The organism is Bacillus pumilus, assembly GCF_038738535.1.
Taxonomy (GTDB): Bacteria; Bacillota; Bacilli; order Bacillales; family Bacillaceae; genus Bacillus.
This window is the reverse complement of sequence record NZ_CP046128.1, coordinates 511143-530974: the sequence shown is the minus strand read 5'-3', so window position 1 is coordinate 530974 and position 19832 is coordinate 511143. Positions and strand designations below refer to the sequence as shown.

Here is a 19832-nt window from a genome sequence, read left to right as displayed (position 1 = left end):
AAAAAGAAGTATACGTATTGCAAATGCTTCAATCATTTCACAAAATCCTAATAACACTATTCCTTAGTTCGATTTTACTCAGTCTGTTCGTATGCTTCTATCCACCGATTCAGGGAGAGCCTGCGTTCCTGGTATTTTACATTCCCATCTTTTTTGTTTATTATTTCGTTTTTGCGGTTCCTTTGCAGTTGTTGTTTTCTTTGCAGCCAAAGGCTTTCCATCCTCTTTATTTAGCTGCTTATTTACTGATTGCAATGGTTGTCATGCTTTTTGTCATTGATGGTATTGGGAGCTCGGCATCTGTGCCTATCGTCATCATGAGCAGTCTCATCTACTGGGTCTCTGATTCTTTGCTTTATCAAAGAACATATGAACAAAACACCTAATGTGAAGGTGTTTTTTTCATCAAATAATTGTTATCCATTTTGAGTTTGAGCGGATTTCGCAGGGCGGACGAGTTCCTGTTCTATATAATGACGAGCGTATACTTTGTGATGTTTAATAGCTTACATACTTCTCCACTTGTTACATACGTCACTAGATTCCCTCCTTGTGTACACATTCTAAACCATGTGGTTACCACACAGTCAATCATGCCATAAAAAAATCACCGAGGAAATCTGCCCTCAGTGATGTGTCATTTCTATTTCATACTTGGACCAGCATGTGAAAAAATCGGATCTTTCAATTCAAAGTCGAATGTCTTGCCGTCAACAATACCGACTGTTTTTTCATGATCATAAAGCTCGAGCAGACAACCTGCCATTTCTTTTGATGTATGATATTTCTTGATATTGCCTTCATATTCAAATTGGTCTACATCTAATGAACGCTTTGCAAATTCTGATTCTGTCGCGGAAGGCGCTAATACTTTTGCCTGTAAGTTAGCTCCTTTTTCTTTCAACTCTAGTGCCAGTCCTTCTGTAAAGGCACTCACGTAAAACTTCGTGGCTGAATAGGTGACGGCATTGCCGACGACTGTATAGCCCGCTCTTGAAGAAATGTTGATCAGCTGAGCCCCTTCTACTTGCTCATAATCACGAACAAATAAAGTGGATAAAATCGTTAAGGCTTCGATATTCAGATGAAGCATATCCCCAATTTTACTTACATCCTGTTCTCCTATTGAACCGAAATGGCCAAACCCTGCATTATTAATGAAGGTGTCAAGCTCATATTCAGCCAACGATTCATAAAATGAATACACTTGCTCCATGTCGGTTAAATCGACAGACTGTATGTTTACTTTGATCTCGGGATATTGATCAAGAATCTCTTTCTTCAGTTCTTGGAGTTTCTCGAGCCGTCGTGCAGCTAAAATAAGGTTTTTGCCTCGTGCCGCAAAGGCTAGCGCCGCCTCATACCCAATACCTGAACTTGCTCCTGTAATGACTGTATAGCTCAATTATATCCCCCTATTAACGTCTTCTAACTGGTTAAATTATAACGACAGCACTTCGCTCTAGTCAATTTTGAAGAGAATCACAGGGTTTATTAACTTGTCTCACTTCATTCATCATGTTGGAGGATGTCATGTTGAGTTTTTTTTGTTAATTTGTGAAAAACCAATTGGTAGGAATGTTCGATTAACTCCTCTACAAATGAAGATGGAATGTCCGCATCAAGGTAAATCGAATTCCAATGAGTCTTATTCATATAATAGCCCGGAATAATCCCCTCATGCGCCTCTCTTAGTTCTTCAGCACGTTGAGGGTCACATTTTAAAGTGATGACAGGTTTTCGATTCGCATCTCCGCCCATCATAGCAAACATCTTTCCACCAATATGATAACGATCTGCCTGCCATTCTGGCTGATAATCATGGGTTACTCCTTTTAAAGAAAGACAAAATGCCTGTAGTTTCTCTTTTTCCATTAGATTCGCTCCTTTTTTAAGTCGTCTTCTATTCTTTCTATTATATCGACAATGAAGGCAGATATCTGATCTTTTGTAACCCACTTCTTTCTTAAGCAACAATAAAAGCACAGTCCCGCTGGGCTCTGTGCTTTAACATCACTGTTCCTTTCTTATTCAAATGCCTTCTTCAATTGATCACTCATCAGATGCCAAGCCTCTTCAGCTATTGCTAAATCTCCGGCATGCGTGAAGGCGTGAGGGACTCCTTTAAACTGTCTGTACGTGACGTCTACCCCTGCTTCTTTTAACTTGTCCGCATATTGCTCGGCTTCTTGAGCTAGCGAATCTCTCTCAGCTGTGATGACGAGAGCTGGTGGCATTTGTGCCAAGGATGAACGATCAGCAAAGATCGGAGAAACGAGCGGATTGTGCGGATCTTGGCCTTGCAGATAGAAGGCATTAAAGAGTCTCGCCATTTCAACTGGGATCGCTTCTTCAAACGCTGGCTTTTGTGCTGGATCAGTGGCTAAATCAAGCGGCGGATAATCAAGCACTTGATAGACAATAGGAAGTTGGTGCCCTTTTTGAATATTTAAGAGACAAGCAGCCGTTGCCAAGTTTCCTCCTGCGCTATGTCCGCCAATGGCTATTGCTTTGGGATCTATTTGAAGCTCATCAGGGTGTTCATACAGCCACTTCAGCACATCGTAGCATTCATGAAGAGCGGCCGGGAAAGGGTGCTCTGGAGCAAGCTGATACTCCACATTGACGACGATACATTGCGCTCGGTCTGCAATGACCGGACACCAATGGTTATCCATTTCAGCACTGCCTAGGATAAATCCTCCGCCATGTAAATTCACAAAAACAGGAAGCGGCTGCTTTGATGTGTTGACCGGCTTAAATACCCATACCTTTGTTTCGCCAGCACTTGTTGGAATGTCATATTCCATTTTGTTTACTTCAGGAGGATGGACTGGTTTTAGTTCCGATTGACTCGGTAATGAACCTTCAGCTGGTTGACGTAATGACGCAGCGATTTTGATTTGTTCTTCTAAGTTCATGATCTCAGTCTCCTATCTTATTCATTTCTTCTAACTCATTCGTTCCTTTTTCCTCTTTTCCTTCTACTGAATCAGCAGCACATTCTCATTGGTTCACTTTTTATCTATCTCCCCATTTTCGCTCTCTTTGAAACAAGCATTGGGCAAATAAAAAAGCACTGCGGCGCTAGGTCCTCAGTACTTTTCATCTATTTTATGAAACTTGCTGTTCTACTTTCACTCGTTTAATGAAGAAAGCGATGATCAAACCAATGACGGTCATGATCACAGCAAAGATAAATGCATGCTGGACGCCATTTGTAAAGGCGAGCAGCTGGTTCATCGGATTTGCGGGATCAGCCACATTTTCCATAAAGCTGCGGGTCCCTGATGAAAGGATCGAAATACCGACCGCAGTACCAATAGCTCCTGACACCTGCTGCAATGTATTCATAATCGCTGTACCATGCGGATATAGCTCTGGCGGCAGCTGATTTAATCCATTTGTTTGTGCAGGCATCATGATCATCGCGATTCCGACCATTAACGTAATATGAAGGGTCACAATGTATCCAATCGATGTATTCACACTTAAATTCGTGAAGCCAAACATCGTCGCTGCGACAATGACAAGCCCTGGAATCACAAGCCATTTTGGCCCAAACTTATCAAATAGCCCACCCATGATTGGAGATAGCAGACCGTTGATAATTCCACCAGGCAATAGCATTAAACCTGCTGTAAATGTAGTTAGTGCCAAGGATGTTTGCAGATACAATGGCAAAATCATCATAGCAGACAGCATCACCATCATACACACTAAGATCAGCAGTAACCCAATGACAAACATCGGATATTTAAACGGGCTTAAGTTCAACATCGGTTCCTTCATATTCAACTGTCTGAGAGAGAATACAAGAATCCCAATGACACCTACTACAATTGCAACGATCACATGCATACTGCTCCAGCCGCCGCCTTCACCGGCACTGCTAAAGCCATACACAATTCCTCCGAAACCAATGGTTGAAAGCACAATCGATAAAATGTCGATTTTTGGTCTTGTTGGCTCCGTAATATTTTGCATAAAGATAAAACCAAAGACGAGTGCAGCTATTAATAACGGAAGTGAAATCCAGAAAATCCAATGCCAAGTCAGCGATTTCAAAATAAGACCAGAGACTGTTGGACCAACAGCTGGTGCAAACATGATCACAAGACCTATAATCCCCATTGATCTGCCTCGTTTATGAGGCGGGATGATCACCAAAATCGTATTGAACATCAATGGAAGAAGCAATGCTGTACCGACTGCCTGTACGACACGTGCCACCATTAAAATACTAAAGACTGGCGCAACCGCCGCAATAAATGTTCCAATGATCGAAAAGATGAGCGACGTAATGAAAAGCTGTCTTGTTGTAAACCATTGAAGAATGAGTCCTGAAATTGGTACCAGAATACCAAGTGTTAATAAATATCCTGTTGTCAGCCACTGAGCTGTCGTTGCTTCAATACCAAAGTCTAACGTTAAGCTTCTCAGCGCCATATTTAGTGCTGTTTCACTGAACAGGCCAATAAAACCAGCTGTGATAAATGAGATAATAATGGGCAGCGTTCGAATATGAGAAGCTGCTGCTTGCTGTTTGTTCATAGTAGGTTGGCTCCTTTTCTTTTTCAATTTAGATCAATCATAGGAAGTCAGGCTGGTCAGAAATGAGCCACTTCAATGTCTATTGAAAACAGATAAAATCTGTTTCTCTGCAGCGAATTGAGCGATTTTTTCGATTGAATAACCAGATTCACAAATATAAAACATCAGTTCAGGCGTCATCGGAGAGGACATACATAATGTCGTCAGCTCAATATCCTGTATGTTCGCTTCCCCTTTTTCTTCTGCTTCCTCCAGCAAATCACGAATGATTTGTTTAAGCGATTGACTGTAATGACAATCATACACTTTACTTGTCTGTTCTAAATTCCCAGAGATTGTAAGCATCCGAATCCAGTCTAAATGATGACCGACGATGAGATGAATTTCTTCGAGCACATAACGCAAACGTTCACGAACCGGCTGGTCACTGATTTTGCTCAAGTAAAGATGCAAAGCAGGGATCAGCTGTTCAAATCTTTCTCCAAGGATAGAAAGGCACAAATCACTTTTATTGGCATAGCGGCGGTAAAGAGTGCCCTGCCCAACACCAGCTGTTTTGGCAATTTTATGCATGCTGACATTTTCCACGCCAAATTCCTGAAACAAAGAAAAAGCGACCTCTTCAATTTCCTTTCCAATATCCTTTTCCATGATGCCTCACCTTCTTTACCTTCATCCATATTGCACTTATCTCTATGTGTTAAATCTCATCTCTTTTGATTCTCATTAGGACAATTGTCCCGATATTATCTTACGGACAACTGTCCGCTTTGTCAATCATTCTTTATTAAATGGCATGAAAAATATCAAAAACTCAATTTTAACGAATGAGTTTTTGATGACCTTTTGCTGTTTATACCATTTTCTTTAGTAACTTCCTATGAAATAAGAGAAGAATCTAGCAAAAAATCCTCTTTAATATCATATATTAGACCGATTTTCCATTTTGAGAGAATCATGTATGATCAATTAAGAAAACGCTTTCAAAAAAGGAGAGGGGAATGCCTACATGTCTTACCGTGTGAAACGAATGTTGATGCTGCTTGTCACTGGAATAGTCTTGAGTTTGTCCACATTTACTGCGGGTGCCTCGGCACAAACAGGCGGGTCGTTTTACGAGCCTTTTAACAACTATAATACGGGGTTATGGCAAAAAGCCGATGGGTACTCGAATGGAAACATGTTTAACTGTACGTGGCGTGCAAATAATGTCTCCATGACGTCATTAGGTGAAATGCGATTATCGCTCACAAGTCCCTCCTATAATAAGTTTGACTGCGGAGAAAACCGCTCCACTCAAACATATGGCTACGGTCTATATGAAGTCAGCATGAAACCAGCCAAAAATGTAGGGATCGTGTCTTCGTTCTTTACTTATACGGGACCGACTGATGGTACGCCTTGGGATGAAATTGATATCGAATTTCTAGGAAAAGATACGACAAAGGTTCAGTTTAACTACTATACCAATGGTGTAGGAAATCATGAAAAGATCGTCAACCTTGGTTTTGATGCAGCAAACTCTTATCACACGTATGCATTTGACTGGCAGCCTAACTCGATTAAATGGTATGTAGATGGACAATTAAAACATACTGCCACTACTCAAATCCCTCAAACTCCAGGAAAGATTATGATGAACCTCTGGAATGGTGCAGGTGTCGATGAATGGCTCGGCTCCTATAACGGTGTTACACCGCTCCACGCACATTATAACTGGGTGCGTTACACAAAAAGATAACCACATCACAAAACCTGTGAAAAGTCACAGGTTTTTCTTCATTTAAATTAAGCTGGTTTTTAGTTGATGAACCAGCTTTTGTTCATAGCTGTGGATAATATCTTCATAACTTTCTATCTTGTAATCTAACCGCTTAATCGTCTCTTCGATTTCCTTTTGTTTTTCTACAAGTCTTTCTCTCTCATTGACCAAAATACTTTTCCGCGAGGACAGGGTACGATCCTCGCCCTCGATAAATAAAGCCGTATATTCTCTAAGTGCATCAATTGAGAGACCCGCATTTCTCATACATTTGATAAATTCAATCCACTGAATATCTTCTTCTGCATAATCACGAACACCGTTTTCATCACGCCGGATCGGTCGAATTAAACCAATATTCTCGTAGTATCTGAGCGTGGCAGTAGATAAATCGAGCTGCTTGGCGGCTTGTGCTATTTTCATTGTTTTCACCCTTCTCTTCTTCTCTCACCTTATGAAAAATGAAATTCCTTCTTCTCATCATCTCCAATTTGATAGAGAACGCAAGATGCTTTTGGCTCAATTCTTTATTTAAGGATGTTGAAAAGCTTGAAGAGGGTTCTCTATTGACTTAGAGTTCACTTTAAGACGTACAGTATAGAAGTAAAGAATCTTACTTTTGAAAGGATGATCAAGAATGTGTCAGACGCACCATTCAAACGTTTTAAGTGTTTCACATGCAAAAGCGAGCTTTGAACGGACAACCATTGAACGAAGAGCGCTTCGTCCACATGATATTTTAATCGATATTCAATTTAGCGGGATCTGTCATTCAGATATCCACAGTGCCTTTGATGAATGGGGCGGCGGTATTTTCCCAATGGTTCCGGGTCATGAGATCACTGGAGTCGTTGCCGCTGTTGGTGATGATGTGACGAAATTTCAGATCGGAGACCGTGTAGGTGTTGGCTGCTTTGTTGATTCCTGCGGCACCTGTGAATATTGCCAAAATGGAGACGAGCAATATTGCACGAAAGGGGTCGTCCAAACCTATAATAACCTCGATTATGACGGGGAACCGACTTACGGCGGCTATAGTCAGAAGATTGTCGTGACAGAGCGCTTTGTCGTCAGCATTCCAGATCAACTATCCCTTGATGCCGCAAGTCCTCTTCTCTGCGCTGGAATCACAACTTATTCACCGTTAAAGCACTGGAAAGCAGGGCCAGGTAAAAAAGTTGCCATCGTCGGGATGGGCGGACTCGGTCACGTGGCCATTCAATTCGCACGTGCACTTGGCGCTGAAGTCACGGTATTGAGCCGCTCTTTGAATAAAAAAGAAGAGGCGCTGTCATTTGGTGCAAAAGATTATTTTGCTACAAGTGATCCTCATACCTTTCAGTCACTAGCCGGTCAGTATGACCTCATTCTCAACACAGTTTCTGCCAATATCAATATAGACGCCTATTTGTCCCTACTTCGTGTGGATGGAACCTTGGTGAACGTCGGTGCACCACCTGAGCCAGATCAATTCCACGTCTTTTCATTGATTACTGGCCGCCGCAGCATTGCCGGTTCACTCGTTGGAGGCATACAAGAAACACAAGAAATGCTCGATTTCGCAGCTGCTCACAATATCGCACCACAAATTGAAGTGATCAACGCAAGTCAAGTTGATGAAGCGTATGAACGTGTGCTGAAAAGTGATGTGCGTTATCGGTTTGTCATTGATATTTCGACATTATGATCGGATTCTATTTTGAAAGACTAGCTCAATGGCTGGTCTTTTTTAATGGTGGATATCCTGTTTTTCTTATAGCGAGGATTCTAGAGGATATGTTCAAAAATCATGGATAATAAAAAAAAAATCACACCCAAAATTCCTTCAAAATAATCTCTCTTTTTTAGAACTAAATTTATTGACAAAAAATAAATAAACATGTTATTATTAAAAATTTGATTATTTCGGATCGATTTGTGGTACCCTTATAGTAGGTACTTAATATGGAGGTGGATGATATGTTTCAAATTGGTGATAACATTGTGTATCCAATGCATGGAGCAGGTATAATTGAAGCCATAGAAGAAAAAGAATTTTCTGATGAAAAACAACAGTATTATGTGATTAATATGTCAATCAGTCATATGAAAGTGATGATTCCAACACGGAAAATGTCGGGTTCACGTATTAGACCTGTTACAGATATACTGGCATTAAACAGTGTGATACACATTTTCCAGCATGGCAAATCAGATCAAATACTGACATGGAAAGAACGGCATACAATTAATACAAACAAAATAAAAACGGGTAGCATCCAAGACGGTGCTGAAGTTGTACGTGACCTGATGCGTATGAAGAAAGAGAAAGCACTAAATGCAAGTGAAAAGAAAATGCTAGATGATGCCCATGAATTTTTGCTAAGTGAATTAGAAGTCATCAAAGGGATTACAGAAAAGCAAATAAAAAGTTTCTGTTAAGAACTCTGCCGCTCTTTTGGGCATCCCTCACCATTTTTGAATACATGTTCTCTAAGAACCTATCCACCCTTCAACTTATGAAAGAAAAAAGAATTTATTTAGGCAAATTCCGCATATTGTAAATCCAATATGCTATACTGTTGATAAACCTTTGAAGCATGAATTTTTTTACGATTACCTTGTAACATCTCCCTACTTGTACGCTGAGTAGGGTTTTTTATTGAAGAAATAATTGGAAACACAAAAAAACAGGCTCTCTACAGAGAACCTGTTTTTAAAAATGAAGATTAAGCAGTTTTTTGAACGTTAGCAGCTTGAGCTCCACGAGAACCTTGCTCTACGTCAAATGTTACTTTTTGACCTTCGTCTAAAGATTTGAATCCGTCACCTTGGATAGCTGAGAAATGTACGAATACATCGTCGCCTTCTTCACGTTCGATAAATCCAAAACCTTTTTCTGCGTTAAACCATTTTACTGTACCTTGTTCCATGTTTGTTGCCTCCTAGTGCGTTACCACACAATGTATTATACTATCCTTGCCCAAAGTATCCTCAAGACGAAAAGTCTTTCTTCATGCTATCCTTTACGCCGAACAAAAATAATTATTCTTATTGTAACATGAATCGGAAATAATTGCAATTTAGGATTTAAAAGAGCACCAAACGTGATATAGTGACACAAATAAGACAGGGGTTTAATGATGAAACGAATAAACAAATTTCATATCCCTCACCCTTGTTAATTTAGCTATGTTAAAGAATAATGTTGATTTTGGTTAAAAAGAAGAAACTCCCCTTTGTAGCGAGTCCACTTGTGCATAAAATCAGTTAGTTTGATCACCAAAAGAGAGAATCTTTTCTAAATTCTCTCTAAAATCGACTGAACAAAGTCAGTTTTCCCCTCTGCATATTTGTGTTTTTCATTTTTATTTAAAATTGATAGGTTCAGTTTGAGCTGCTCGTACTCACTTCTTACTAGTTCGTTACTTCTTAAATAATCCCTGAAATTTAACTGTTCGAGTAAATACCTATTGCCTGTTTGATACATATGGATTTGGTGTGTACGTGGTTCTCCTTTGTTGAAATAGTGTCTTTCAGGTAAAACATTGGTTCCTTTATATGAATAACCTAGCCCTTCCAAAGCTGTTACGCACTGTTCTCCGTCAAGAAAATCATCTATTTCAATTGCAATATCAATAATTGGCTTCGCACTTAAACCCTTTACTGCTGTACTTCCAATATGGTGGACATTCACTGTGTACTGACCGATAACCTCTACTATTCGTTTCTTTTCCATTTCAAATTCTTTGACCCATTCAACAGACCAAGGAACTAAAAAACCTCCCCTCTTGGTAATCCAAGCATTTACTCAACCCGCCTTATGATTGTTTAGTTAGACTTTTTTAACATAGGTCAAATCGGTAGAAAACATATAAATCTTACTAATAGTTGAAGCATTTCGATGGATAGCAAAAAAACCTTTCAAACGGTATGGGGATGATTGGACTGCATTATATAAAAATATTATTCTCAAACAAAAACGTCCACTTACTTAAGATGAGTGGACAGTCATTTAGAGAAAAACTACTTAACATTTTCAGACTCAAGTCTGTTTAACCAGTTATGGACTAATGAGTTAAATACATCGGGTTGTTCAATTTGCAGGTTGTGGCCAGCCATATCAAGCACTGCAAAAGTTACCCTTGGATAATCTAGTTTTCTTTTTATATTCATTTTATTTTGATTTTTCTAATTGGTTTTCGCCCCATAAAAGAAGTTGTTCAAATATAGGGATCAGCTCTAGTCCTGCCCCAGTCAATGAATATTCTACTCTTGATGGAACTTCATTATACTGAACTCGTTGAACAATTCCGTTTTCAATCAAATCCTTTAATGATTGATTGAGCATTGTTCCTGTAATTCCATACACTTTACGCTTTAACTCATTATATCGAATATCATTGTAACTACATAGTACAGCTAAGATTTTTAAATTCCATTTTCCCGCTAATATATTTAAGGCATAACTTGCTGGAGCTATCGCTTTATTTAGCTCACTTTCAGTCATATTTTATCCACTCCTTAGTCAGTTTTTCCTTACTTAGTCAGTTTATATTGAGTACTTGTTAAATCAATTCCATTTATTATAATCAAATATGTAAACCATGTCACCCATGTATTAGAGAGCTAAATTGATTTTAAAACCCTTCAAGTTCATACTTTTTCTAGGAGATGGAGTGAGTAAATGAAAAATGAAAAGATGCGTGCTGCACAATATACTAAATATGGATCACCGAATGTTCTTTTTGAAGATTCTATATCAAAACCTGTTATAGAAACTGGAGAAGTACTCATTCGTGTACATGGGTCGAGTGTAAACTCTATGGATACGCTTTTTCGATCAGGCAAGATGAAACTATTAACGGGTAATCAATTCCCTAAAGGAACAGGGGCAGACTTTTCTGGTGAGGTTGTTGAGGTAGGATCGAACGTAAAAAATTATCAATTAGGTGATAGAGTGTGGGGAGTTCTTCCTATGAAATTAAGGAGCCAAATTGGTAGTGCCGCTGAATATGTAGCTATATCACCTGAGAAAATATCTAAAATTCCTACAAAGGTTGATCTCTTACAAGCTGCGGCATTGCCTGGCGTAGGTGCTACTGCAATTATTGCTTTAAAATATAAAACTAAACTTAGAAAAGGCGAAAAGTTACTTGTACGTGGTGCAAGTGGAGGAGTCGGAAGCATTGCGATTCAAATTGGCAAAATGTTGGGTGCTCATGTAACTGCTCTTGCAAACGAAAAACATCTTACTTTTCTTCAAGAGCTAGGTGCAGACGAAGTATTTGATTATAAAAAAACATCTCCTACTGATCTTAAAAAGTTTGATGTAGTCATGGACACAGTGGGAACTGACCTCAAACATTATAGGCGCTTGCTTGCAAAGAACGGTAGAATGGTTACTATTGGATTTCCTAGTTTTTCGTCCTTAATATATATATTAGCTTCAACTACTTTCGGTTCTCGTAGAGTTCGCACATTCAGTGCAAATCCCAAAAATGAACTTCTAAAAGAATTAGCATCTTATGTAGATTCCAACAAGGTCAGACCAGTTATTGATAGCATTTATTTTTTATCTGATGTTGCCAAAGCTCATCATTCCTTAGAAGCTGGAGGTGGACGAGGAAAACGCATCATAAATTTACTTGATAAAAAATAAGCCATCATTTTAGGATAAAATGGCCGCTAGTTTCTTGTAAAATGCGTGCCCCATTTGCGGCGTTATCAGGCTTGGCTTTAGATGCATTGAGATCAACTCAATTTGCTGATGCATTCAGGACTTTAGCCGCTAAAATATAGATCGTCTTTTCACCAGTACCAAGACTAGCTATTGGAGGTACATATAAGTTTGTTTCCAAATTAATCAGAGACTATAACTCTTTCAGTAGGATATACTAGATCTAAATCCTATGACATAGCGTTTGATTATGCTAAAAGATATTATGAAAAAAAACCGTTACTACTTTACTAGCAATATTCAATATTTCTGCTGTAAAAAGTGCATGGTTTTGGTAAGCAAGTCTTCTCCCATAGCTGTATTTTCCGCACAAAAAAAATAATACCAAAGGTGGTTAAACCCTTGGTATTATTGGGATGCGGCCGAGAGGACTTGAACCTCCACGGGTTATTCACCCACTAGGCCCTCAACCTAGCGCGTCTGCCATTCCGCCACGACCGCGTGTATGATGTGCTCTTATATTCATAAGTGCACTGTTTGAAAAAACAATGCGGGTGAAGGGACTTGAACCCCCACGTCATAAAGACACTAGATCCTAAGTCTAGCGCGTCTGCCAATTCCGCCACACCCGCGTGACAATGGTGAGCCATGAAGGACTCGAACCTTCGACCCTCTGATTAAAAGTCAGATGCTCTACCAACTGAGCTAATGGCTCATCTGCTATGCAGAAAAACATATATAAAAAATGGCTGGGCTAGCTGGATTCGAACCAACGCATGACGGAGTCAAAGTCCGTTGCCTTACCGCTTGGCTATAGCCCAACGAATCAAAAAACAAAACATGACCCGTACGGGATTCGAACCCGTGTTACCGCCGTGAAAGGGCGGTGTCTTAACCGCTTGACCAACGGGCCATACAATAATGGCGGAGAAGGAGGGATTTGAACCCTCGCGCCGCTTACGCGACCTACACCCTTAGCAGGGGCGCCTCTTCAGCCACTTGAGTACTTCTCCATTATGGCTCCGCAGGTAGGACTCGAACCTACGACCGATCGGTTAACAGCCGATAGCTCTACCACTGAGCTACTGCGGAATAATAAGACATGTTTCATTATATATATGCCAGAAAAATGTGTCAAGAATTTTTAAGCGTTTCATTCCTGCCCCATTTGCGACGACTTTTATAATTTAACATATACTAATATAACAGTCAAGCCTTTTTCCATGCCATTTGTTTAACTTGGCAGAAAGCCCCCGACCTCTTAACGTAGACCAAGGGCCTTGATGCAGCCTTCCTCAGGAGGCTAAGACAGCTTAAACTTTCGCATCCACTTATAAAAAGTACTTCTTGGCACCCCTGCTAACTTCGCTGCTTCTGACACATGACCTTTCGTATTATGCAGTGCTTCTATCACTGTTTGCTTTTGAATGCGCTCCCTAAACGTGAGTTCTTTTGGAATCTCGGTACACTCTTCTGGATGCAGCTTCTGCTTTTTCTGATCAATCGTCTCTAATACTGAAGCATATTGCGATTCACCAATCCATCCGCCTTTAGGAAAGAGGACCCTTAGATGTTCAAACAGATTAAAAAGCTCTCGTATGTTTCCCGGCCAGTGGTATTCCTGCAATGTCTGAAAAAATGATTCAGGAAACGCCGCATTCCAGTGGTGCTTCTTTTGGTAATAACGATATAAATCATGAATGTCTTCTTTTCTTTCTCTAAGCGGCGGGATGTTGATCGGATAGACATGAAGACGGTAATACAAGTCTTCTCGTATTTTTCCTTCCTTCAGCAGTTCGTTCATATTACGGTGTGTTGCTGTAATGATTCGAATATCCAAAGGGATTTCGTGTGTCCCGCCGAGCGGAACGACTTTCCTTTCTTCTATCACCCGAAGAAGTGCTACTTGCATCGCATATGGGATTTCGCCAATTTCGTCTAAAAAGAGTGTTCCTTTATGAGCTTGTTCAAATTTCCCTTTAGCTCCGTGACGTTTTGCCCCTGTAAAAGCCCCTTCAGCATAGCCGAATAATTCGCTTTCTAACAGGCTTTCAGGAATGGCTCCGCAATTAACAGCAATAAACGGTCCTCTATGCCTTTCACTGGCTGAGTGAATAGCTCTAGCGGCCAGTTCCTTCCCTGTACCTGTTTCGCCCCAAATATATACATTGGCATCTGTTTGTGCCGCTCTCTTCATCTCACTGAGCGTCTGTTGAAACACCTTACTTGTTCCAGATTCCCCGGGAAATTGAGCAAAAGAAACGGTTATGCTGCTTTTCGCTGCTTCTTCAAGGGAAAGGGATATACCTAGCATCTTTCCATCTTGCTCTGATTGAATGATCTGCTTTCCTCTGATAACAAATGGATGATCCTTAAGCCGCTCGACATCCATTCCATACCAGTCTGAAAATCGTTCTCTAATCGACCTGCTGGCAGAAACAATTTGCTTTTTTTCATTACAGACCACATACGGTTCGTCTGCTTCCACCTGCTGGAGACAGTGAGTGATTAGCTCCATCTCCCTCCTTTTTTGCTGGACTTGAATTTCTCTCTCGATGGCATAAGCAACCGTTGAAGCCATTCCAAGCATAAAAGGGTGCTTGTTATCCGTCATACAGGAGATGTCAATCACCCCTATGATTGTACCGTCTGCATCGCGAATAGGAGCGGCTGAACAACTCCAATGGTGAGAGGCGATAGAAAAATGCTCAGTTCCATTGATCGTCACCGCTTCTCCGATGACGAGTGCCGTTCCGATCGCATTTGTCCCTACATCAGTTTCGGTCCAGCGCGAACCCTCCATAAAATTAATTCTTCTTGCTTCCACCATCGTTCTTTCGCTTCCTGTCAGACTTAGCACATAACCGTCTGCATCGATGAGTAAGGCCAGCATGTCAGATTCTTTTAATTGCTGACTAATTTTATTTAAGTAAGGGAGAGCCGCATTTAGGAATAATGAATATTTCTTTTTTTGGGCACTGAATCTTTCCTTTTCTAACAACGACTGTCCTTTATCTAAATACGGATTCACATTTGCCTGTTTACACCTGTGCCATGATTCCACCACTCTCTTATTCAGACGAGACTGATCAAGCAAACCTTCACGAACAAAACGTTTCCACGTATTTAAATAACAAGGCGTCGGATTCATTCCATCCTCTCCTCTAGGGGCTTTTTATTCATTATAGATAATTATAAAAGCGCTTTCAATTATCATTAGCTAACCCAAGAAGTCAATCGGATAGAATAGAAGCCTTTTTCAGCAGTGCACCGCTCGTCCAATGGTTTGCAGCAAGGCTTCGTGTATCGCCTCTGAAAGTGTCGGATGTGCCGCAATAAACTGCTCTAATGTATCAGCGGTCAGCTCTGTATGCATCATCACCGCCGCTTGTCCAATCAGTTCTGTTGCATTCGGTCCAATGATTGATACACCTAAAATTTCTTGATATTGCGGTTCTACAATGACCTTTACTTGACCGGCTGGTTGATTTAAGATTAATGCTTTTCCATTTGCAGAAAATGCACATGTCCCTATCCGAATCTCCTCATATTGTTTTCTAGCACTCTCTTCATTTAAACCAACACTGGCGATTTCTGGAGAGGTGTAGATGCATCTTGGAATCACTTGTTCATTGACTTTTACATGTTCACCTGATGCATGGGATGCCGCAACCGTTCCTTCATGAAAAGCAGTATGAGCAAGCTGGACCCCACCTGTCACATCACCGCACGCATAGATATGCGGGAGATTGGTTTGCATATGTTCATTGACGTAGATTCCGTTTCTGTCAAATTCAATGCCGACCTGATCAAGATTCAACTCTCCAAGCTGCGGAGTTCTGCCAATTGCCACTAAGCAACGATCAGACTGGATTTCACACTGCTCTCCTTGATTTTTCTCTACCACTACTTTTCTTGAAGAAGAATCAAACTGTTTGACTGCGGCGGACGTCAAAATGTCTACACCCGTTTCTTCGAGTTGCTCGTGAAGACATTGTGCTATATCACAATCTTCTTCAGGTAAAATGTGCACTGCCCGCTCAACCATGACAACTTTTGTCCCCATTCTGCTAAATATGCTTGCAAACTCACAGCCGATCACCCCTCCCCCAATAATACAAAGCGAATCTGGTATCGAAGAAAGTGACATGGCATCCTTGCTGTGAATGATCCATTCCCCATCAAAAGGTGCAAAAGGTAAAGCAGCAGGCGCTGCCCCTGATGCAATAATGATTTGTTTTGCTTGAATGATTTCAGACTTCCCTTCACTTTCTATCAATAGCTCATGTGCCGATAGAAATGATGCCTTCCCATTCACCACGCTGACTTTGTTTTTATTCATCAAGTAGCGAACACCATCAGTCAGCTGTTTGACGACAGACTGTTTCCGTTTTTGGACGGCATCCCATTGGATGATAGGATCATGTCCTGGAAGCTCAATTCCAAAATGTACAGCCGATTTCACATGCTCATACATATCGGCGCTTTGCAAAAGTGCTTTCGTCGGAATACAGCCTTCATTGAGGCAGGTACCCCCCAGCTGACCTTGATCAATTAACACAACCTTCCTGCCAAAACGGGCAGCTGTTATGGCCGCCACATAACCTGCTGGTCCGCCTCCTATAATGACCAGTGTCATGATACGTTCACCTTCTTCCTATAAAAGAATGGATATTGGTTCTTCTAAATATGCTTTGACCGTTGATAAAAATGCGGATGCCGGCGCTCCGTCCAGCACGCGGTGATCAAACGTAAGACTGAGTGGCAGGATGGTCCCTTTGCACAATTCATCCTCTCGATAAACAGGGGTTTCATACATTGTTCCAACGCCAAGGATACCGGCTTCCGGCGGATTCAAAATCGGAGTGAAATGCTCTACACCATATGCACCTAGGTTGGTGATCGTAAAGGTAGAGCCTTCGATTTCATCGTGAAGAAGTTTGCCTTCACGTGCTTTTTTGCCATACAATTTGATGGTCTTCGCTAGCTCAATGAGCTCTAGTCTCTCCGCATGTCGAATAACTGGCACAGCTAAGCCGTTTTCTAAAGCAGCAGCTATCCCAAGATGAACATACTCAAAAGTTTCCACTCTTTCATTTTGATATTGACTGTTCATCGCAGGGTGTTCGAGTAATGAAAGGATCGTTGCTTTGGCTACAAAATCGGTCATGGTCAATTTTGTATCGTGACGGGCTATGGCTGTTTCATTCAGCTGTTGTTGTAAGTTTGTAAGTTTTGTCACGTCCGCTTTCATCGTAATGGTTAATTGTGCACTTGTTTGCAGGCTTTCCATCATTCTTGAGGCAATTGTTTTCCGCATCGTGTTAACAGGTTGATGCTCTGTCTCATTTTGTTTTTTCTCTGCCCGTTCAGGAAGCGCATGAAGCACATCCGCTTTCGTAATTCTTCCCCCCGGTCCTGTCCCCACCAGCGTATCAATGTCTAGGTTTGCGCTATTCGCAATTTTACGAGCAACAGGGGAGATTTTCTTTCTCTCTTTTTTTGGTTTTGACTGGACGTCTCTTTCTTTCTTTTCCTCCACCTGTTCATTTCCTTCACCGATATAGCAAATGACCGTGCCAGGCGGTACACCTTCTCCCTCAGACACTTTTATATCCAATATGGTTCCTTCAGCAGGTGATTCGATCTCCATTTCAATTTTTTCAGAGTTGATGCTTGCAATGCTTTCCCCTTTATTTACGGTCTCACCGACCTCCTTATTCCAGACAGATACCGTTCCTTCTTTCATCGACATACCCAATTTAGGCATCACAACTTCGACAGCCATCTCCCTCTCTCCTTTCTTTAGTTCAAGATCTTGTCATGACTCTTGCCAATCATCTCTAATACGGTGTTCACAACCTTATCAGGTGTCGGCAGATATATATCTTCAAGAGGTGGTGAAAATGGTACTGGTGTATGAGGAGCCGTCACTTTTTTGATTGGAGCGTCAAGTAAATCGAATCCTTTATCTGCAATCAAAGAAGAGATATCTGCGGCAATTCCGCACCTTGGATTTGCTTCATCCACAATGACAAGCCGATTTGTTTTTTCTACCGAAGTCAGAATGGCCTCATCATCGAGCGGCGACAAGCTTCTTGGGTCAATCACTTCCGCTTCAATACCTTGAGCAGCTAACTCTTCTGCCGCTTCGAGTGCTGTATGCACTTGTTTGCCTACTGCAAAGATGGTTACATCAGAACCCTCTCTCTTCACATCTGCTTTACCAAGCGGCAGTGTGTAATACCTCTCCGGCACATCTCCTGTGATATTGTAAAGCGTCTTGTCTTCAAAAAAGATGACAGGGTCCTGATCCTCGATTGCTGCCAGCAGCAGCCCTTTGGCATCATAAGGTGAAGAAGGCACAACTACTTTCAATCCAGGAATGCTTGTAAATAACGCATACAAACTTTGCGAATGCTGGGCTGCTGCTCTAAAACCCGCCCCATGTGTCGTTCTAATCGTGATCGGCACCTCTGCTTTTCCGCCAAACATGTATCGAAATTTTGCGCCTTGATTCAGCACTTGGTCCAGACAAGTACCGATAAAATCATTAAACATAAGTTCCGCAATTGGTCTTAGCCCTGTTGAAGCAGCTGCCATAGCCGCGCCTACATAGCCAGCTTCACTAATCGGTGTGTCTAGGACACGCTCACGTCCAAACTCCTGTACGATTCCTTTTGTTACTCCAAGAACTCCGCCCCATGCTTCATCATCCTGTAAGTGATCTACATGAGCGCCTCCCGCAACATCTTCCCCCATTAAAATGACATCTTCGTCTCTTCTCATTGCCAGTTTAATCGCTTCATTCAAAGCACTAGACATGCTGATTTCTCTTGTCATTTTCCTCTCCCCTTTCTGATTTATTGATACGAAACATACACATCGGTCAGTAATTCGGTATGATCTGGATATTCACTTTCTTCACTGAATCTAACGGCTTCATCTATCGCTTCTGCTACAGCCGCTTCAATACTTGATATCTCTTGATTCGTCAGCAGCTGCTTCTTTAATAATTCATTTTTAAAAAGAGCGATGGCATCTTTCTCTTCTTGGTGTTCTGTTTTTTCTTGATTTGTTTTGTAGCGCTGAGCGTCTCCTTCAAAATGACCATAATTCCGATATGTCATGCATTCAATCAATGTCGGACCTTCACCATTTTTTGCTCGTTCTATCGCTTGTTCTGCTGCTTGATAAACGGCTGTCACATCTTTTCCATCTACTTGAATACCCGGAATGCCATAACTGGCGGCTCGATCCACGATCGATTTGCAGCTTGAAGCATAGGAAAATGGCGTCGCTTCCCCGTAACCATTGTTTTCTGCGATGAAAATGACAGGCAGTTTCCAGATGGCGGCGAGATTGATTCCTTCGTGAAAAGTCCCTTGATTGTTTGCACCATCCCCAAAAAAGCAAACGCTTACATTATTTGTCTTTTTATATTTAGCCGTGAGGGCTGCCCCGCACGCAAGTGGAAAGCCGCCTCCAACAATTCCGTTAGCACCGAGCATTCCTTTATCAAAATCTGCAATGTGCATGGATCCACCTTTTCCTTTACAAAGACCTGTGGCTTTTCCATAGATTTCTGCCATCATTCCTTTTAGATCACAGCCCTTAGCGATACAATGGCCGTGGCCGCGGTGTGTACTTGTAATACTGTCTTGTTCATTCAGGTGAGCACAGACTCCTACAGCAACAGCTTCTTCGCCAGCATAAAGATGGACAAAGCCCGGCAAGATCCCTTTTGTAAAAAGCGTGTGTACTTGATCTTCAAATTGGCGGATTTCCTGCATTTTTTGATACATCCAAACGGCTTTTTCTTTTGTGAGTGCCATTTCCATATGGTAAAACCTCCTA

18 protein-coding genes, 7 tRNA genes and 2 pseudogenes are annotated in these 19832 nt (G+C 41.3%); 5 read left to right on the top strand and 22 right to left on the bottom strand.

From position 1 onward, the window contains the following. Positions 1 to 200: 200 nt before the first annotated feature. Entirely contained in the window at positions 201 to 386 is a 186-nt protein-coding gene (locus GKC25_RS18435) for a hypothetical protein (RefSeq protein ID WP_392387687.1), read from the top strand. Between the two features lie 257 nt (positions 387 to 643). Here the strand turns inward: GKC25_RS18435 and GKC25_RS02590 are convergent, their stop codons facing one another. The 5 genes from GKC25_RS02590 to GKC25_RS02570 all read right to left on the bottom strand — a co-directional run bounded on the left by GKC25_RS02590 (position 644) and on the right by GKC25_RS02570 (position 5205). After that, positions 644 to 1405 carry an SDR family NAD(P)-dependent oxidoreductase gene (locus tag GKC25_RS02590; RefSeq protein ID WP_095286260.1) on the bottom strand — a complete coding sequence of 254 codons (762 nt, stop codon included), beginning with the start codon at positions 1403 to 1405 and terminating at the stop codon, positions 644 to 646. Between the two features lie 104 nt (positions 1406 to 1509). Next, positions 1510 to 1875: an MmcQ/YjbR family DNA-binding protein gene (locus GKC25_RS02585; RefSeq protein ID WP_034666040.1), complete on the bottom strand. Its 366-nt coding sequence runs from the start codon at positions 1873 to 1875 to the stop codon at positions 1510 to 1512. Positions 1876 to 2027: 152 nt separating this feature from the next. Beyond that, on the bottom strand, positions 2028 to 2921 hold the full coding sequence (locus GKC25_RS02580; protein ID WP_095286256.1) for an alpha/beta hydrolase: 894 nt from the start codon (positions 2919 to 2921) through the stop codon (positions 2028 to 2030). Positions 2922 to 3114: 193 nt separating this feature from the next. Further along, positions 3115 to 4554 (bottom strand): DHA2 family efflux MFS transporter permease subunit, encoded by a 1440-nt coding sequence (locus GKC25_RS02575; RefSeq protein ID WP_034666046.1) that lies wholly within the window; start codon positions 4552 to 4554, stop codon positions 3115 to 3117. A 72-nt stretch (positions 4555 to 4626) separates the two neighbouring features. Then, positions 4627 to 5205: a TetR/AcrR family transcriptional regulator gene (locus GKC25_RS02570; protein WP_034666049.1), complete on the bottom strand. Its 579-nt coding sequence runs from the start codon at positions 5203 to 5205 to the stop codon at positions 4627 to 4629. Positions 5206 to 5563: 358 nt separating this feature from the next. Here GKC25_RS02570 and bglS point away from each other — a divergent pair, with 358 nt between their 5' ends. Beyond that, positions 5564 to 6295, top strand: coding sequence for a beta-glucanase (gene bglS, locus GKC25_RS02565; RefSeq protein WP_003214284.1), 732 nt, complete (start codon positions 5564 to 5566; stop codon positions 6293 to 6295). Positions 6296 to 6337: 42 nt separating this feature from the next. On the opposite strand, the gene GKC25_RS02560 is transcribed toward bglS, so the two are convergent. Beyond that, on the bottom strand, positions 6338 to 6739 hold the full coding sequence (locus tag GKC25_RS02560) for a MerR family transcriptional regulator (RefSeq protein ID WP_034666051.1): 402 nt from the start codon (positions 6737 to 6739) through the stop codon (positions 6338 to 6340). A gap of 214 nt (positions 6740 to 6953) precedes the next feature. Between GKC25_RS02560 and GKC25_RS02555 the strand changes: the two genes are divergently transcribed. Together GKC25_RS02555 and GKC25_RS02550 are read left to right on the top strand one after the other, a co-directional pair. Next, on the top strand, positions 6954 to 8003 hold the full coding sequence (locus GKC25_RS02555; protein WP_034666054.1) for an NAD(P)-dependent alcohol dehydrogenase: 1050 nt from the start codon (positions 6954 to 6956) through the stop codon (positions 8001 to 8003). 272 nt (positions 8004 to 8275) lie between these two features. Continuing rightward, positions 8276 to 8737, top strand: a complete 462-nt coding sequence (locus tag GKC25_RS02550; protein ID WP_095286254.1) for a CarD family transcriptional regulator — start codon at positions 8276 to 8278, stop codon at positions 8735 to 8737. Positions 8738 to 9024: 287 nt separating this feature from the next. Here GKC25_RS02550 and GKC25_RS02545 read toward each other — a convergent pair whose 3' ends face one another. The 4 genes and pseudogenes from GKC25_RS02545 to GKC25_RS02530 all read right to left on the bottom strand — a co-directional run bounded on the left by GKC25_RS02545 (position 9025) and on the right by GKC25_RS02530 (position 10805). Continuing rightward, positions 9025 to 9228, bottom strand: a complete 204-nt coding sequence (locus GKC25_RS02545; RefSeq protein WP_003214229.1) for a cold-shock protein — start codon at positions 9226 to 9228, stop codon at positions 9025 to 9027. Between the two features lie 368 nt (positions 9229 to 9596). Beyond that, positions 9597 to 10102: pseudogene (locus tag GKC25_RS02540) on the bottom strand (GrpB family protein). A gap of 219 nt (positions 10103 to 10321) precedes the next feature. Further along, positions 10322 to 10450 (bottom strand): annotated as a pseudogene (locus GKC25_RS02535) (alpha/beta fold hydrolase); the annotation flags it as partial. A 22-nt stretch (positions 10451 to 10472) separates the two neighbouring features. Next, positions 10473 to 10805 (bottom strand): winged helix-turn-helix transcriptional regulator, encoded by a 333-nt coding sequence (locus GKC25_RS02530; protein ID WP_106038579.1) that lies wholly within the window; start codon positions 10803 to 10805, stop codon positions 10473 to 10475. A gap of 177 nt (positions 10806 to 10982) precedes the next feature. Between GKC25_RS02530 and GKC25_RS02525 the strand changes: the two genes are divergently transcribed. Then, positions 10983 to 11957: an NAD(P)-dependent alcohol dehydrogenase gene (locus GKC25_RS02525; RefSeq protein ID WP_106037131.1), complete on the top strand. Its 975-nt coding sequence runs from the start codon at positions 10983 to 10985 to the stop codon at positions 11955 to 11957. Positions 11958 to 12392: 435 nt separating this feature from the next. On the opposite strand, the gene GKC25_RS02520 is transcribed toward GKC25_RS02525, so the two are convergent. From GKC25_RS02520 to GKC25_RS02465, 12 genes are all read right to left on the bottom strand, one after another. Next, positions 12393 to 12476 (bottom strand) — tRNA-Leu (locus tag GKC25_RS02520). Between the two features lie 48 nt (positions 12477 to 12524). After that, positions 12525 to 12607 (bottom strand) — tRNA-Leu (locus GKC25_RS02515). Positions 12608 to 12614: 7 nt separating this feature from the next. Continuing rightward, a tRNA-Lys gene (locus GKC25_RS02510) sits at positions 12615 to 12690 on the bottom strand. Between the two features lie 31 nt (positions 12691 to 12721). Continuing rightward, a tRNA-Gln gene (locus GKC25_RS02505) sits at positions 12722 to 12796 on the bottom strand. Positions 12797 to 12816: 20 nt separating this feature from the next. Beyond that, positions 12817 to 12888: transfer RNA gene (locus tag GKC25_RS02500), tRNA-Glu, on the bottom strand. Between the two features lie 9 nt (positions 12889 to 12897). Then, a tRNA-Ser gene (locus tag GKC25_RS02495) sits at positions 12898 to 12988 on the bottom strand. A gap of 4 nt (positions 12989 to 12992) precedes the next feature. Further along, positions 12993 to 13067 (bottom strand) — tRNA-Asn (locus GKC25_RS02490). Between the two features lie 211 nt (positions 13068 to 13278). Further along, positions 13279 to 15126, bottom strand: a complete 1848-nt coding sequence (locus tag GKC25_RS02485) for a sigma-54-dependent Fis family transcriptional regulator (RefSeq protein WP_187704350.1) — start codon at positions 15124 to 15126, stop codon at positions 13279 to 13281. A gap of 108 nt (positions 15127 to 15234) precedes the next feature. Continuing rightward, positions 15235 to 16614 carry a dihydrolipoyl dehydrogenase gene (lpdA, locus tag GKC25_RS02480; RefSeq protein ID WP_187704349.1) on the bottom strand — a complete coding sequence of 460 codons (1380 nt, stop codon included), beginning with the start codon at positions 16612 to 16614 and terminating at the stop codon, positions 15235 to 15237. Positions 16615 to 16632: 18 nt separating this feature from the next. Further along, entirely contained in the window at positions 16633 to 17763 is a 1131-nt protein-coding gene (locus GKC25_RS02475; RefSeq protein WP_342689899.1) for a dihydrolipoamide acetyltransferase family protein, read from the bottom strand. 17 nt (positions 17764 to 17780) lie between these two features. Beyond that, positions 17781 to 18818 carry an alpha-ketoacid dehydrogenase subunit beta gene (locus GKC25_RS02470; RefSeq protein WP_187704347.1) on the bottom strand — a complete coding sequence of 346 codons (1038 nt, stop codon included), beginning with the start codon at positions 18816 to 18818 and terminating at the stop codon, positions 17781 to 17783. A gap of 20 nt (positions 18819 to 18838) precedes the next feature. Next, on the bottom strand, positions 18839 to 19816 hold the full coding sequence (locus tag GKC25_RS02465; protein ID WP_034663939.1) for a thiamine pyrophosphate-dependent dehydrogenase E1 component subunit alpha: 978 nt from the start codon (positions 19814 to 19816) through the stop codon (positions 18839 to 18841). Between the last annotated feature and the right edge of the window lie 16 nt (positions 19817 to 19832).

Excerpts from the sequence above, each read along its gene's own strand:
- GKC25_RS02575 (WP_034666046.1), bottom strand. The coding sequence starts at position 4,554 with ATGAACAAACAGCAAGCAGCAGCTTCTCATATTCGAACGCTGCCCATT.
- GKC25_RS02465 (WP_034663939.1), bottom strand. The coding sequence starts at position 19,816 with ATGGAAATGGCACTCACAAAAGAAAAAGCCGTTTGGATGTATCAAAAA.
- GKC25_RS02585 (WP_034666040.1), bottom strand. The coding sequence starts at position 1,875 with ATGGAAAAAGAGAAACTACAGGCATTTTGTCTTTCTTTAAAAGGAGTA.
- lpdA (WP_187704349.1), bottom strand. The coding sequence starts at position 16,614 with ATGACACTGGTCATTATAGGAGGCGGACCAGCAGGTTATGTGGCGGCC.
- GKC25_RS02485 (WP_187704350.1), bottom strand. The coding sequence starts at position 15,126 with ATGAATCCGACGCCTTGTTATTTAAATACGTGGAAACGTTTTGTTCGT.
- GKC25_RS02555 (WP_034666054.1), top strand. The coding sequence starts at position 6,954 with ATGTGTCAGACGCACCATTCAAACGTTTTAAGTGTTTCACATGCAAAA.
- GKC25_RS02470 (WP_187704347.1), bottom strand. The coding sequence starts at position 18,818 with ATGACAAGAGAAATCAGCATGTCTAGTGCTTTGAATGAAGCGATTAAA.
- bglS (WP_003214284.1), top strand. The coding sequence starts at position 5,564 with ATGTCTTACCGTGTGAAACGAATGTTGATGCTGCTTGTCACTGGAATA.
- GKC25_RS02545 (WP_003214229.1), bottom strand. The coding sequence starts at position 9,228 with ATGGAACAAGGTACAGTAAAATGGTTTAACGCAGAAAAAGGTTTTGGA.
- GKC25_RS02525 (WP_106037131.1), top strand. The coding sequence starts at position 10,983 with ATGAAAAATGAAAAGATGCGTGCTGCACAATATACTAAATATGGATCA.
- GKC25_RS02550 (WP_095286254.1), top strand. The coding sequence starts at position 8,276 with ATGTTTCAAATTGGTGATAACATTGTGTATCCAATGCATGGAGCAGGT.
- GKC25_RS02580 (WP_095286256.1), bottom strand. The coding sequence starts at position 2,921 with ATGAACTTAGAAGAACAAATCAAAATCGCTGCGTCATTACGTCAACCA.
- GKC25_RS02560 (WP_034666051.1), bottom strand. The coding sequence starts at position 6,739 with ATGAAAATAGCACAAGCCGCCAAGCAGCTCGATTTATCTACTGCCACG.
- GKC25_RS02570 (WP_034666049.1), bottom strand. The coding sequence starts at position 5,205 with ATGGAAAAGGATATTGGAAAGGAAATTGAAGAGGTCGCTTTTTCTTTG.
- GKC25_RS02530 (WP_106038579.1), bottom strand. The coding sequence starts at position 10,805 with ATGACTGAAAGTGAGCTAAATAAAGCGATAGCTCCAGCAAGTTATGCC.
- GKC25_RS02475 (WP_342689899.1), bottom strand. The coding sequence starts at position 17,763 with ATGGCTGTCGAAGTTGTGATGCCTAAATTGGGTATGTCGATGAAAGAA.